Source organism: Mycobacterium sp. JS623, assembly GCF_000328565.1.
Lineage (GTDB): Bacteria > Actinomycetota > Actinomycetes > Mycobacteriales > Mycobacteriaceae > Mycobacterium.
On the sequence record NC_019966.1, the window covers coordinates 1900573 to 1914716 of the forward strand.

14 protein-coding genes are annotated in these 14144 nt (G+C 63.4%); 9 read left to right on the forward strand and 5 right to left on the reverse strand.

Features of this window, described 5'->3' with window-relative positions; all coding sequences use genetic code 11:
• The first annotated feature begins 205 nt into the window (after positions 1-205).
• Positions 206-697, forward strand: coding sequence for an ester cyclase (locus MYCSM_RS09210; RefSeq protein WP_015305875.1), 492 nt, complete (start codon positions 206-208; stop codon positions 695-697).
• Positions 698-942: 245 nt separating this feature from the next.
• Here MYCSM_RS09210 and MYCSM_RS09215 read toward each other — a convergent pair whose 3' ends face one another.
• Positions 943-1716 (reverse strand): SDR family NAD(P)-dependent oxidoreductase, encoded by a 774-nt coding sequence (locus MYCSM_RS09215; RefSeq protein ID WP_015305876.1) that lies wholly within the window; start codon positions 1714-1716, stop codon positions 943-945.
• A 54-nt stretch (positions 1717-1770) separates the two neighbouring features.
• Positions 1771-2703 carry a VOC family protein gene (locus MYCSM_RS09220; protein ID WP_015305877.1) on the reverse strand — a complete coding sequence of 311 codons (933 nt, stop codon included), beginning with the start codon at positions 2701-2703 and terminating at the stop codon, positions 1771-1773.
• A gap of 139 nt (positions 2704-2842) precedes the next feature.
• On the opposite strand from MYCSM_RS09220, the gene MYCSM_RS09225 reads away from it, so the two are divergent.
• Both MYCSM_RS09225 and MYCSM_RS09230 read left to right on the forward strand, forming a co-directional pair.
• On the forward strand, positions 2843-3775 hold the full coding sequence (locus MYCSM_RS09225; protein ID WP_051073729.1) for a LysR family transcriptional regulator: 933 nt from the start codon (positions 2843-2845) through the stop codon (positions 3773-3775).
• An 11-nt stretch (positions 3776-3786) separates the two neighbouring features.
• Positions 3787-4755 (forward strand): LysR family transcriptional regulator, encoded by a 969-nt coding sequence (locus MYCSM_RS09230; protein ID WP_198345017.1) that lies wholly within the window; start codon positions 3787-3789, stop codon positions 4753-4755.
• A gap of 16 nt (positions 4756-4771) precedes the next feature.
• On the opposite strand, the gene MYCSM_RS09235 is transcribed toward MYCSM_RS09230, so the two are convergent.
• The 3 genes from MYCSM_RS09235 to MYCSM_RS09245 are packed head-to-tail and all read right to left on the reverse strand — an operon-like array spanning position 4772 to position 8334.
• Positions 4772-5791 carry a dihydrodipicolinate synthase family protein gene (locus MYCSM_RS09235; protein WP_015305880.1) on the reverse strand — a complete coding sequence of 340 codons (1020 nt, stop codon included), beginning with the start codon at positions 5789-5791 and terminating at the stop codon, positions 4772-4774.
• Positions 5792-5849: 58 nt separating this feature from the next.
• On the reverse strand, positions 5850-7343 hold the full coding sequence (locus MYCSM_RS09240) for an NAD-dependent succinate-semialdehyde dehydrogenase (protein ID WP_015305881.1): 1494 nt from the start codon (positions 7341-7343) through the stop codon (positions 5850-5852).
• Between the two features lie 10 nt (positions 7344-7353).
• Positions 7354-8334, reverse strand: a complete 981-nt coding sequence (locus MYCSM_RS09245) for an ornithine cyclodeaminase family protein (RefSeq protein WP_015305882.1) — start codon at positions 8332-8334, stop codon at positions 7354-7356.
• Positions 8335-8625: 291 nt separating this feature from the next.
• Here MYCSM_RS09245 and MYCSM_RS09250 point away from each other — a divergent pair, with 291 nt between their 5' ends.
• Genes MYCSM_RS09250 through MYCSM_RS09275 form a run of 6 tightly spaced genes read left to right on the forward strand, consistent with a single transcriptional unit; the run spans position 8626 to position 14132 of the window.
• Positions 8626-10005, forward strand: coding sequence for an aromatic ring-hydroxylating oxygenase subunit alpha (locus tag MYCSM_RS09250; protein ID WP_015305883.1), 1380 nt, complete (start codon positions 8626-8628; stop codon positions 10003-10005).
• Positions 10002-10556 (forward strand): aromatic-ring-hydroxylating dioxygenase subunit beta, encoded by a 555-nt coding sequence (locus MYCSM_RS09255; RefSeq protein WP_015305884.1) that lies wholly within the window; start codon positions 10002-10004, stop codon positions 10554-10556. Before MYCSM_RS09250 ends, MYCSM_RS09255 begins: the two co-directional genes overlap by 4 nt.
• A gap of 16 nt (positions 10557-10572) precedes the next feature.
• A complete protein-coding gene (locus tag MYCSM_RS09260) occupies positions 10573-10788 on the forward strand; it encodes a ferredoxin (protein ID WP_015305885.1) in 216 nt (71 codons plus the stop codon).
• Positions 10785-12029 (forward strand): NAD(P)/FAD-dependent oxidoreductase, encoded by a 1245-nt coding sequence (locus MYCSM_RS09265; RefSeq protein WP_015305886.1) that lies wholly within the window; start codon positions 10785-10787, stop codon positions 12027-12029. The genes MYCSM_RS09260 and MYCSM_RS09265 overlap by 4 nt, the downstream gene beginning before the upstream one ends.
• Before the next feature lie 50 nt (positions 12030-12079).
• Positions 12080-12913 (forward strand): SDR family oxidoreductase, encoded by an 834-nt coding sequence (locus tag MYCSM_RS09270; protein WP_015305887.1) that lies wholly within the window; start codon positions 12080-12082, stop codon positions 12911-12913.
• A 46-nt stretch (positions 12914-12959) separates the two neighbouring features.
• Positions 12960-14132: an alpha/beta hydrolase family protein gene (locus tag MYCSM_RS09275; RefSeq protein WP_015305888.1), complete on the forward strand. Its 1173-nt coding sequence runs from the start codon at positions 12960-12962 to the stop codon at positions 14130-14132.
• The last annotated feature ends 12 nt before the right edge of the window (positions 14133-14144 follow it).

A 14144-nucleotide genomic window follows, 5' to 3' on the forward strand; every position in this document is an offset into this window, starting at 1 on the left:
CTCCGCCGACGCCTGCACGCGCCCTCACCCACTACATCACCCTGGGCCTCGGGGCGTCTGCACCGCGGTACGAACCCGGTAACGACCCGCGATGTTTTCGCGCTCGCGCGACCGCCTTGGACAGACGTGAATCCAGCGTCCGTGCGCGAGCCGATTCCATCGACGCAATCAATGCGACCCCATTGACAGAAACCGTTTTCCCGCTATGCCCGAGCGCTCCTACGCTTACGACATAACAAATCGTGAGGAGCAGCTTGTGACTTCAACGGATGCAGTCGCCAAGGCGGATGCTGTCGCGAAGGAATACTTTGCCGCGGTCAATCGGCGGGATTTCGAAACGCTGACGAACATCCTCGCCCCGGATGTCGTCTTCGAACATGAAAGCCCGATCGAGGGGCGCGACAAACTCATTGCGATGTTGCAAGCGTTCTGTACCGCCTTCCCAGATCTCACATTCTCCGTTACCGACCAAATCGCCCACGAGGACGAGGTAGTGGTCTTCTTTGTTGGGTCGGGAACCTGGCGGGGTGAATTCTTCGGGATTCCACCGACCGGCAGGCAGTTCACAGCTCGTACCGTCGACCGCATTCGATTCTCCGGTGCGTCCATTGTGAGCATTTCGACGGTGTGCGAGGTCCTGGGTGGCTTCAGCTTGGTGCACCAGTTGGGGATCGCTGCGCAGCCGTCGGAGGTGTAAGCGACGGCCTGGCCGTTCTCCGGGCATTCCTTCGGTCCTGTCATAGCGCGCGGCCGCGGCCTCAGTGACGGCGAATGATCCGCACTGGACGGCATTCGGGTCCGCACGCTGGCACCCGGCGTTGACTACGGCCAAGTGCCAGCCAAAGGCGAGCGGTGCGCTGATTGATGGGCCTCAGCGCTCTTCCGCGTACCTCTTATCGCGGGAAAGGACGAGCTACAAAAGGTTTGACGCGGAGACCTTGGTCAGGCCAACAGGAGGCCGCCGTCGACGTTGAACGCTGAGCCGGTGATGTTGCGAGCCTTGGGGGACGCCAGGAAGGCCACCATGTCGCCGATGTCCTCGGTGGTCTGAAGCCGGCCGAGCGGGATCCTTGAAACGAAGCCGTCCCATCCGTCTTCGAAGCTGAGGCCCTTGAGTCCGCTGAACTCTTCGACCACCTTGACGTGCAGATCAGTGGCCACGATGCCGGGGTGCACGGAGTTGACGGTGATGTCGTACTGGGCGAGCTCGGCTGCGAGGCTCTGGGTCATGCCGACGATGGCGAACTTCGACGCCGAGTAGGGCGCGATCAGGGCGATGCCTCGTTGGCCGCAGATCGACGACATGTTGATGATGCTCCCGCCGCGCTGCTCGATGAGGGCCGGCAGAAGTGCCCGCGTCGTCGTGAACGTGCCCCGCACGTTGATCGACATCAGGAGGTCAAATTCCTCATCGGTCACGTCAGTGGTGTTACGGGCTCCGATGTTCATACCCGCGTTGTTGACGAGGACGTCGACCCGACCGTATTCGCGCAATACCGTCGAGGCCAATTCATTCGCAGAAGCGGAGTCCCGGACGTCGAGATGGACGCCGAGTGAGTCGGTCGGCAGTTCGTCGGCTCGCTTTTCTGCCGCTGCGAGATCGATGTCGGCGATCACGATGTTCGCCCCCTCGTCGCTAAGCTTCTGCGCACAGGCCAGACCTATGCCGTTGGCGCCGCCGGTGATGACAGCCACCTTGCCGTCAAGATCTGACACGAGTCTTTCCTTTCGTCGGGCGGAGTTCCCGGGCCGTGGGGGACAACGGGCTTACTAGACCGGTGAGGGGCTCCAGAGTCCGTCGTCATCGCGCTGTTTCAGCATGATCGGCAGCATTACCTCGGTCATGGCCCCACCGGTGCCCCACTGATCCTGGGTCTCAGCACGCATCGGGTCGTATGTCGTTGGCTCCCAGGTGGCCTCGTCAACGAGTTCGAGTTCGGTCGTGTATTCGATCACGTTGTCCAAGGGATCGAAGAAGTAGGAGAACGTGTTGTCGCCGGCGCTGTGGCGACCCGGGCCCCACAGCGGCCGGTAGCCACTGCGAATCATCCGGCCCGTGCCCCGCATGTATTCGTCCAGCCCACGCATCTCGAACGAGATGTGATTCAACGATGTCGACGGCGCCCGTGAGATCGCCAGAATGTGATGCTGCGAACTGCTGCGCATGAAGCACATCAGATCGCCCAACCAGTCCGACAGTCTGAATCCCAGATGCGTTTCGTAGAACGCTTTGGTCTTGTGGACGTCCGTCGAGTTGATCACTACGTGGCTGAGCTTGCGTGGTATGGACTCCCGCTCCTCGAGCAATCGGAACGGGCGCTGCTGCACGTCCGCAGAGACCTCGATGAGACGGCCGTCCAGGTCGAAGAACCGCAGACCGTACCCACCTCCCGGGGTCGTCATCACGGCTGGGTCGCGATCGATCTTCACCCCTGCCCGTCCCAGGCGTTCAGCCAGGAGGTCGACTTCACCGATCGATTCCGCCGCGAACGCAATCAGGTCGAGCCGCTTCTGTCGGTCCTCTCGTACGCGCAGGATGTAGTGCTCTGGATCAGCGGGCGTCCCGAAGAACGTCACCCCCGAATCGCTGGCTATTGGCAGCAGACCCCAAACCTTGGTGTAGAACTCCACAGCCTGGTCATAGTTCGGCACAGCGAGACCGACGTGCCGCAGATGCGTGATCGGACTGAATCCAGAAGCCATCGGTGAACTCCTCACCTCTTTACTGCATCCCGGACGGACGCTGCAAAATCAACGCTAGTGGCGCCGATCACGTGGCACCAACAATGTTTGGCGATACTTCGCCATCGACCTGATCAATTCGATGACCTACCATCAGCCCATGGATCTTCGGCAGGTCGATCTGAACCTGCTCGTGGCGTTCGACGTGCTTATGACCGAGCAGAACGTGACGGCAGCTGCGCGCAAACTTTCGGTCGGACAGTCGGCGATGAGTTCGACCTTGTCAAGGTTGCGGGCGTTGCTCAACGATCCGGTGCTCGAGCGCCGGGGCCGGACCATGTTCCCGACTCCGCTTGCGGAGGAACTCGTAGTTCCGGTTCGAGAGGCACTGAGTCGGTTCAATTCGATTCTGACCGAACCGCCCGTCTTTGACCCTGAACGGGACCGCCGCAGCTTCACCGTGATGGCGAGTGAGTACGCTGCCCTGGCCGTGCTCCAGCCGCTACTGGTCGAGCTACGGAATGCAGCGCCGCACGTCGAGCTGCACGTCGAACCGGTGTCGGCCACCTTCCTCGACGACATGACAGCCGACAACGTCGATCTGACGATCGTGCCGCTGGCCGCGGATTCGATCACCGATTCCTTCGGTTACCAGACGCTGTACAGCGACCCCTACGTCATCGCCGTCGATGCGGCCAACCCGCTGGTCTCGAGCGAGATTACGCTCGAACAGTTTTCGTCGCTGCCCTATCTCGCAAGCAGCAACGGACATTCCCCCACGCTCGTCGAGACGCAACTGGACCGACTCGGCATTCCGCGGCGCCTGGAGGTGACTACGGGTTTCGGTCTTGCACCTTTCGTGCTGCGCGACACACCACTCGTCACCGTTCTGCCCGCCAGTTTGGCGTCGGCGGTCGCCGACGGCGCGCGGTTGAAGTTGCTCACGCCACCCATGGCGCTGGAGCCGATGGTCGAGGCCATGGTCTGGGCATGCCGGAACGACGACGACCCCAGTCATCGCTGGCTGCGAGAACGGCTGGTGGATATCGCCTCCCGGAAAACGTGGTCGCCGATGCCGGGCGTCGCGCGGTGAATAGTCCGATCGTGTCCGAAACCGGCTCTGCGCCACACCCGTCTTTGGCACAGCTGGGCCGTGTCGATCTGAACTTGCTGGTCGCGTTCGAGGCGTTGATGTCCGAACGGAGCGTCACCGGGGCAGCTGCGCGTCTAGGGATCGGACAGTCTGCGATGAGTTCGACCCTGGCGCGGCTGCGCAGGCTCTTCAAGGATCCGATTCTGGTGCGGCAGGGCCGAACGATGATCGCCACCCCACTCGCGAACGCACTGACCAGCTCGGTGAGCAGCACGTTGGCCGAGCTCCAGGTGACGTTGTCCTCCCTGGGCTCGTTCGACCCGAGGGTCGATGAGCATGCGTTTTCTGTGGTCGCCAGTGATTTCGCGGCGGCCGCGCTTCTTCACCCGCTGCTGGTCGAGATGTCGTCGACGTACCCGAACATTCGTGTGCAGATTCGAACGGTCTCGATTGATATTCCCGCTGAGATGCTGCGCGGACGTGTCGACGTGATCGTGCTGCCTCGAGAGGTCATCTCGGCGTTCCCTGCTCTCTGGAGAGACGACGTCCGTCGCGAGGTGCTCTATCGCGACCGCTACGTGCTGGCTGCCGATGCCGCCAACCGCGCGGTCCGTTCGGCGATGACGGTCGAGGAGTTCAGCGCCATGCCCTACCTGGCGGCAACCTTCGAGGATGGGCGGCCCTCTTTGGGTGACACCAACCTCGATGTCCTCGGCATACCGCGCAGAGTCGAGGTCAGTACCAGCATCGCCGTGGCCCCGTTCATGTTGCGCGACACCACATTGGTGACGCTGATCCCGCGGACACTTGCGACACGCATGGCCAAGGCCGCCAATCTGCAGTTCATCGATCCACCCATGCAGCTAGAGCCAATCACCGAAACGCTCATCTGGCTGCGCCGCCTCGACGGGGATCCTGCCCAGGCGTGGTTCCGTGACCGACTGCGGACGCAAGCAGCCAATCTGGTGGCTACGCCTTAGCGCTGAATCGCGCGCGTCAGGCCGGGTTGCGGCCGACGAAGAATTCGCGGAGCGGGTCCATGGACGGGTCGAGGCCGGAGTCGATGAGACCCTTGCGGAGAGCGAGCATTTGACCGTCGTGGATTCGTTGGGTGGGCTGACGCAGCGGACCACCGTTGTATCCCTGTAGCCAGCCCTGGAACTTCCACGCCTGGCGATTGATGAACGCGCCACCATTGAGCGACGGCGCCAGGGCCGCCTTGGCTTTGCGCGCGGGATGCGTCTGCCAAAACAATTCGGCAGCATCATCGTTTTTGCCGTCGGCGAGCAGGTGCATGACCCGCGGAATAAAGGGCCCGTAGAACTCGTGGTCACTGGTGGCCGAGAGCTGGATGGGGATGATCTGCGAAAGTGGGATCAGATCGGCCTCGATGGGCACGGAGATGACGACTTCCTCGCCGAATAGACGATGGCATTCGATGATTCCCTGGATGTAGGGAAACCCGCCTTCAGCTTTGATGACGGCGATGTTGGGGCAGTCGTCGAGTAGGCGACGGATGAGGCGGCTGGGGATGTCCGACGGGTGGATTCGCGGGCTGAATCCCCACAGGTACATCGGAAAGAGGATGACGGCGAGATCGGTGGCGTCGCACACCGCCTTCGTGTAGTCGTAGATCTCCTGCTCGGTCTCCGGGTAGAAGTTCGGCGGATAGGACAGCAGCACGAGATCTGCGCCGGCCTCCTCGGCGCCGCGAACGGCCTCGATGTTGTCGGCGAGGGTGCTCCAGCTTCCGTGGTGTACGACGACCAGGTCCTGGCCGGCCTCATCGCGGATGATGCGAAGGAATTCCAGGTATTCCGGCAGGGTGATGTTGACCTCGGAGACACCCAGCGTGCCGAGGAAGCCGTGTTCCTTCGCGCGACGGATGTCGTGGCGGATGCCTGCCTCGTTGATGGATTTGAGGTCGCTTGTGAACGACGGGATGGTGCAGTTGACGGCGCCGATGAGCTTCTCGCGGGCCCATTCGCGGGCTTCGGTGCGGGTGTAGACGGCCATGGTGTTTCCTCTCGTGGGGCTCTTGAAGGTGCGAATTGTTCTGCGGGGGAGGCGATTTCTACATCGCGCCAGCGCCCTCCCAGGCGAGGTATTTCATTTCCGTGTACTCGTCGATCCCGTAGACCGATCCCTCTCGGCCCAGACCCGACTGCTTCACGCCACCGAAGGGCGCGATCTCGTTGGAGATGAGGCCGGTGTTGATGCCGATCATTCCCGCCTCGAGAGCCGCGCTGACCCGCCACGTACGCTCAGCGTCGCGGGTGAAGAGGTATGCCGCCAGCCCGAACTCGGTGTCGTTGGCCATGCGGATCGCATCGGATTCGTCCTCGAACCGGATGAGCGGGGTCACGGGTCCGAATGTCTCCTCGCGGGTGATGCGCATCGTGGAGTCGACATCGGCCAGAACCGTCGGTTCAAAAAACAAGCCGCCGCGAGCGTGACGCCGACCGCCGCAGAGCACCCGCGCACCCAGGTTGGCCGCGTTGGCGACGTGCTCCTCGACCTTCGCGACAGCGTCGACGTCGATGAGCGGACCCTGCTGGACACCTGCGTCGAATCCGTCACCGACCACGAGGTCCTCGACCGTACGTGTCAACGCTTCGGCGAACCGATCGTAGATCCCCGACTGGACGTAGACCCGGTTGGCGCTGATGCACGCTTGGCCCGTATTGCGATACTTGGTGGCGATCACGCCGGCGACCGCCTGATCGAGATCGGCGTCGTCGAAGACGAGGACCGGCGCATTGCCGCCGAGCTCCATCGAAGTCTTCTTGACGGTTTCCGCTGATTGAGCGAGCAGGAGCCGACCAATTTCGGTTGAGCCGGTGAAACTGACCTTGCGGACGATGGGGCTGCCAGTCAGCACCGGACCGATCTCGCGGGCATCGCCGACCACGATGCTGAGCACCCCAGCTGGCACGCCGGCTCGTTCAGCGAGCTCGGCGAGGGCCAGTGCCGTCAGCGGCGTCTGCTCGGCGGGCTTGAGTATCATCGTGCACCCGGCGGCCAGTGCGGGGGCAGCCTTGCGAGTGATCATGGCGGCGGGGAAGTTCCACGGTGTGATGGCAGCGCTCACGCCAATCGCCTCCCTGAGCACCACGACTCGACGAGACGACTCGGGCGCGGGAAAAACATCACCGCGCACGCGTTTGGCCTCCTCACCGAACCACTCGATGAAGGACGCCGCGTAATTCATCTCGCCGATGGCCTCGGCCAGGGGCTTGCCCTCCTCGAGAACGATGAGTCGCGCCAGATCCTCGGTGTTGTCCCGGACCAGCTCGAACCATCGACGCATGACCTTCGAACGCTCTTTGCCGGACAGCCCGCGCCAGGCGGGCAATGCGCGCTGGGCGGCCTCGACGGCGAGCTGGGTCTCGTCGGCGCCGGCCGACGGCAGATCGGCGATCGGTTCGCCGGTGGACGGATTGTGCACGACGAGCCGTTCGCCGCCGTCGCGGCTGAGCCACTGCCCGTCGACGTAGGAGGACGACCTGAACAGCGATGGGTCGGCGAGACCGAGGCTAGATCTCTGTGTGGTCACCTGAGAAGTCATAGCCGCCCCTCTATTTGTGGACGGGGGGGATCGAGATGGGTAGCGGGACTCCGAGTCGAAGGCGCCGGGCCTCGGCCAGACACATGGCTGCGACGGCGATGTCCTGCACCGCTGAGCCCACCGACTTGTACACCAGGATGTGGTCGCTACTCGTGCGGCCCGGATGCCGGCCCGCCACGAGGTCTGCCAGTGAGATGGTTTTCGGCCCGAGATCGACGCCGGCTGCTTTGGCTGCCAACGCATCGCCGGTGTCGTGCAGAACCTCATCGACCATGTCAGCGACGATGAGCTCAGCGCGATCCAGTAGCTCAACGTCGACCTCGTGTTGTTCGGGGAGGGTCGATCCGACGGATATCACGGTGGTTCCGGGCCGGAGCCACGCACCACGGACGGTGGGTGATTCGTCGCGCGAACGGGCCGCACAGATCACCAGGTTGGCTGCGCCGACTGCACTCTCGGCATCTTGGGCAGCGCTCAGTGGCAGTTCCAGATCGTCCAGATCCGCGACGAACCGAGACCGGCTCTCCGCACGGGGGCTCCAGACGCTGACCGAGGACAGGGCGCGTGCTGCCGTTATGGCGCGAAGGTGCTTCTTGGCCTCGAAGCCAGAGCCGATTACGGCAACGTCGAGCTCGCCGGGACTCGCCAGGAGGTCAGCGGCGACCGCCGAGGTCGCGGCGGTGCGGAATCCGGTGATTGACTGACCGTCTATCAGAGCCACGAGCTCAGCGGTGTGCTCGTCGAACAAGGGGATCAGGTAGGACACCTGACGGGTCTTCATGGACGCCGCTATGAGTTTGGCGCCCATGAGACCGTTATCGGCCGATACCCCGGTGAGGGTCCGGAGCCAGCTGCCGTCACCGCGAGCCATCGACCGTTCGGGGTAGCGGGAGTCTGCGACATCGCCGGCGTAAGCAGCGCGGAGTGCATCGATTGCCCGTGCCCAGCCGAATGAATCGCGGACGGCCTGGTCGTCGAGCAATAGCGTCATGATGCGGAGTCCTTGAGGTTGAGCGTGCGCGTCCGGAAGTGGGCCAACGTCAGGTTAAGACGACCCTGCGACCCGCGACAAACAATCCTCGTGAATGCTCGCCCATCGACGACATCGATACCTTCTGCGGGCCCGTGGCCCTCACGACGCCAGCCCGGGTGTGGTCTTCCATCGATGCCATCAATTGTCCGGCATCGAAAGTTACGCCTTCCGGCACTGTGATGGCGGTCATACGATGGGGCAACCATCACTGGCGCCACATCGGCCCACCCGGTGCTTGCAAGGAGCTACATGACTGTCATCACGCCCACGACTGCCTCGGAAGTCACGCGGATCCTCGACCGCGTCGAGACAGAGCTCGAGAAGAATCGGGTACCGGCCGAGATCTGGAACGACGACGCGATCTTCCGCGCCGAACTGGACCAGGTCTTCGGCACCTGCTGGGTCTTCGTCGCGCACGAGAGCGAAATCCCAAAGGCTGGTGACTTCGTCCAGCGCCGCATCGGCCTCGATCCGGTGATTGTCACGCGCGACGGCACGGGTGGCATCAACGTGTTGTCCAACTACTGCCGCCACCGTGGCACCCAGGTGTGCCAGACCGACACCGGGAATTCACGCTTCTTCAAATGCCCGTACCACGGCTGGACCTACTCCAACAAGGGCGACCTCGTCGGCACGCCACACATGCGCGAGGCGTACGGCACGCGGCTGGACCCGAAGGAATGGGGTTTGAAGAGAGCCCCACGGGTCGACGTCCGGTCCGGCTTCATCTTCGCGTCACTAGCGCAGGAAGGTCCGTCGCTCGACGAGTATCTGGGCGGGGGAGGCTGGATGCTCGACATCCTGGTGAACCTGGCACCCGGCGGTGTGAAGGTGGCGGGCCCGCCCGAGCGGTATCAGATCAATGCGGACTGGAAAGCCGGCGCCGAGAACTTCTCCGGTGATGCCTACCATGCCGACAGTTTGCACTGGAGTAACGAAGAGGTACAGATGATCCAGGGGCTGACGGCCAACCTGGAGATGATGCACGCCTACGAACTTGGCGACGGCCACGCGACGCTCGGTTTCGGATGGGCGAAGATCGGCCTACCCCTGTGGGGCTATTCACCAGAGACCGTCGCTCAGTTCGACCTCTCGGCACTCGACGACGCTCAGCGGTACGTCCTCGAGACCAACCCGCCGACAATTGGAACCATCTTCCCGAACTTCAGTTACCTCCGCGTCGCCTCCCCTACGCTTCCGGGCGGCCCTCCGGCGGTCGTCACCTCTTTCCGGGTGTGGCAGCCGATCGCGCCGGGAAAGATGGAGTTGTGGAATTGGCAATTCGTCTACGAGTGCCAAAGCGACCAGGAGAAGCTCGATTCCTATGTGACGGGCCAGTTGACCTTCGGATCCGCCGGTAACTTCGAAGCGGACGACACCGTCGCCTGGGAGGGCGCCGCTCGCGCAGCGAAGAGCGCGTGGATGCAACGCGAGAATTTGAGCTTCAACTTCGAGCAGGCCGGTCGAACCACGGTCGACGTCACGCCAGACCCTGACTATCACGGTCCAGGCATCAAGCGTCCCACCGGCTTTGGGGAATTCAATCAGTTGAATTTCTACCGGCACTGGCTTGCCGTCATGCGTGGCGACGCATCCGCCACGACGAGCGAAGGGCGCCACTCACGATGACGACCATCGACACGACCGAGCACGTACCACCATCTCTGCTCGAGAGCCCTCTGGCCGACACCGAACTGCAAAACATCGCAACCCAGTTCCTGGCTCTCGAATCGAAGTTGTTGGATGAAGCTCGCGAGGAAGACTGGTATCAGCTGCTGGATCCTGAACTGCTGTACGTGATCCCGATCAGGCAGGCGACCGAGCAGCGTTCGGACGAGGTCAATCGCGCCGCGTTCCGGGTCCGTGACACCCTGGCCCACGTACGTCTACGCATTGACCGTCTGAGCACTGCCAAGGCGTACTCGGAGATTCCGCCCTCTCGCACCATGCGTCTGGTGGGGTCGGTCTTGGCCCGAAAGACGGACCGAGACAACGTCATTGCAGTCTCGAGCGCCGTGCTGCTCTATCGACAGCGTGGGATCGATCCGCATTTCGACCTCATCCCCTACCGGCGCAACGACGAACTCCGCATCACAGCGGACGGGCCACGACTCCTGTCCAGGGAGATCCTCTTGACCGAAGTGGCGATCGCCACTCCCAACCTCGGACTATTTCTGTGAGCAGAGGATGGCTTCGATGAGTGACGAAACCGTCGTCCGGCTCGACCAGGTCCGGTGTCGTTCCTATGGGATCTGCGTCAGCATCTTGCCCGATGTCTTCGATCTTCCGCCGGACGCCAAGTCGGCTGTCCTGCTGCGTCACGAGGTTGATCCCGACGACGTGGAAGATCTCGAGGAGGCAGTACGGGCGTGTCCGGCGCAAGCCATTTTCCAAGGTTCTGGTCCGACATGACGGCCGGGCTGAAGGAGACCGACAACGTCGTCGTGGTCGGAGCCTCAGCGGCAGGCTTGGCGGCAGCAGATGGACTGCGCGAAGGCGGGTTTGAAGGTTCGATCACGGTCCTGGGCGCAGAACTGCACCACCCCTACGATCGTCCGACGCTATCAAAGGGTCTGCTGCTCGGGCGTGGCGAGCCGGAGCTGCTCGAGATTCGCTCAGCAGAGCGAATCAGGGAGAACCGGATTTCGCTTCTGCTCGGGCACCAAGCAGTCGGTCTCGACATCGATCGCAAGTTCGTGATCACCAACCACGGTGAGACGCTGCCATGGGACGCCGTGGTTCTGGCGTGTGGCAGTCGCGCCCGAGTGTTTACGACGGCCGAAGGTGAAGCGCTTCCGGTGCTCCGCACACCGGACGATCTCCGGGTTCTGCGACGGGCCGCTGCCCGCCACGGAGACGTGACCGTCGTGGGCGCCGGGCTCATCGGGCTCGAGATCGCGGCTGGACTCAGAGCCCACGGCGTGTCCATCACGGTTCTGCACGACACCGAGCGCCCCATGCACGCCATCGTCGGGCCCGAACTTGGCCAAGTGATCTTCGACTGGCACTCCAGGCACGGTGTGCAGTTGAAGATGTCGAGTGCCGTCACGTCCGTGACGGGTGGACTGGGTGCGTACACGCTTCACCTGGTGGACGGCTCGACCCATCAGACGCCCTACGTCGTCGTTGGCATCGGGGTCGACCCCGACGTGAACTGGCTTCTCGGCTCGGGAGTCGAGCTGGACAGCGGTGTCCTCACCGATGCGGCAGGTCGAACCAACGTGCCCGGAGTGTGGGCGGCCGGCGACGTCGCCCGTTCCGCTCACCCCATGTTCGCCGAGCCGTTGCGCATCGAGCACTGGACACACGCCGTCGAGAAGGGCAGGCACGTCGGGCTCAACATCGCCCGTGGCACCGAAGAATCCTTCGGCGGCGTGCCCTACTTCTGGAGCGACCAGTTCGGACGCCGCTTCCACAGCTACGGGCGGCGTGCCCCCGGTGACGAGATCTTCGTCGCGGAGGGATCGCTAAGCACGGATAAATTCCTGGTCCTGTTCGGGCGGGATGGTGAGTTCCACTCTGTCTTCGCCAGCGGGCTGTCACGGTCGCTGCGCGGCTATCGCAAGCTTCTCGCTCGAGGCGGCACCTGGGACGACGCCATCGATCTCGCGCACGCGTCGAATCCCGATCTGGCACGCTCAGCCGCCCGTTGATCGGTGTCTGCAGCCCAGCGCAAACCACAACCCAAGAAGGACTGCAAAGAATGCAACTGCTCGATGACCACGTCGTTCTCATCACCGGCTCCGGCTCCGGCCTCGGACTCGGCGTCGCCAGGCACTTCCGGGACGAGGGCGCGACGCTGGCACTGTTCGAGTACGACGAATCAAAGGTCTCGACGCTCCGAGACGAATTCGGCGACGACGTACTGGTGGTACACGGTGACGTCCGCAGCATTGCTGACCTGACACGTTGCCGGGAGGAGGTCGTCGGGCGCTTCGGCCGCCTGACGGCCGTCGTCGGAGCCCAAGGCATCTGGGACGGCAACGTGCGGTTGGCCGACATTCCGGTGGAACGTCTCGACTCCCTCCTGGACGAAGTGTTCGCCGTCAACGTCAAGGGCTACGCCCTCACCGCACGGATCTTCTTCGACCTGCTCGACGCCGAGGACGGTGCTGTCGTGCTGACGTGTTCGCAGGCGGCATTCGCGGCTGACGGGGGAGGAGTGGCCTACACCGCCAGCAAGGGGGCCATCCGCGCCCTGGTCAATCAGCTGTCCTTCGAATTCGCACCCAGGGTTCGCGTCAACGCGGTCGCGCCGACCGGCATCGCGAACAGCCAATTGCGGGGCCCTGCCGCCCTCGATCTACAGGAGTCCCGACAGTCCGACATCCCGGCGGACGTCTTCCGGCAGCAGTTCGAGTGGTTCGCCCCGCTTCAGCACATGCCCTGTCCCGAGGAGTACGGCCCGCTTTACGCATTCCTGGCGTCACGACACAACAGGGTCATGACAGGGCAGACGGTGCTGGCGGATTCGGGTGTGCTGAACCGGGCACTGATCAGCATCGGCGATCTCGTGGCCGCGATGCCGGGCGCCTAAGCGCCCACCTATTACAACCGAGATAGCAAGCAGCAGAAAGAGACTCATGTTCGAATACTTCCCGGGCAACTACGTCTGGAACCTGTCCGTGGTGGGCGCTTTGAACTCCGGCGGCCAGATCGATGAGATCGACCGCGCCTGCCGCCCGTTGCTAGAAGCGGCGAAAGCCGGTAGCGATGCCGGCACGGACGAGTTCCTGCGTGTCTGGACCGACCTCACGGATGCGCTGGTCGAGGCGGCCCGGGTCGAAGAGAAAGCGGGCCACGACCGGACCGCCGGCGGGATGTACGCCCGTGCCGCGAATTATCTGTGCACCGCCGAACGGATGCTCTCGGCGGGTCACCCCGACCGCGTGCCCACCTACCGCCGGGTGCTCGAGCTGGCACAGAAGGCATTCGACCTCCGAGACCACAGCATCACCCGGGTCGCCATCCCATTCGAGGACACCACACTGCCCGCCTACTTCTCAGCGGCGCCGGCGACCTCGGAGGGGCCAGCCCCGGTCATCATGCTCCTCAACGGCCTGGACTCGACCAAGGAGCACATGTATGTCTCGGGATTCTGGGCAGAGCTGGCGGCTCGGGGCATCTCGTGTCTCATGCTCGACCAACCCGGCACCGGGGAAGCGCTTCGGCTACAAGGTCTGATAGCACGCCGCGAGTCCGAGACCTGGGCCAGCTGGGTCGTCGACTGGCTGGCGGCCAGAGATGATGTCGACACGGCCCGGATGGGGGTCGTGGGCTGGTCGTTGGGCGGCTACTACGCGCCACGGGTAGCGGCCTTCGAGAAGCGTTTCGCCCTCTGCGTCGCGTGGGGAGCCAACCACAACTGGGGTGCTGTGCAGCGGCGTCGGCTCGACCGCGAGGGCGAGAATCCGGTTCCGCACTACTGGGACCATGTCAAATGGGTCTGGGGCTATGACGATCTCGACGAGTTCATCGAGTTCGCCGACTCCATCCACCTCGATAACGTCGTCGACAAGATCACGGTGCCATTCCTGATCGTGCACGGCGAGAACGATCGGCAGATTCCTTTGGAATATGCGTACCGGTCCTATGAGCAGGCGGTGAACGCACCCTCTCGCGACCTTCGCATCTTCACCCGGCAGGAGGGCGGTGCCGAACACATCGGCATCGATCACCTCCCCCGCGTGGGCGCATTCATCGCTGACTGGGTCACCGACACCTTCGCGGCCATGGTGCCGCAACCGACGGGTTAGTACCCCAGCCAG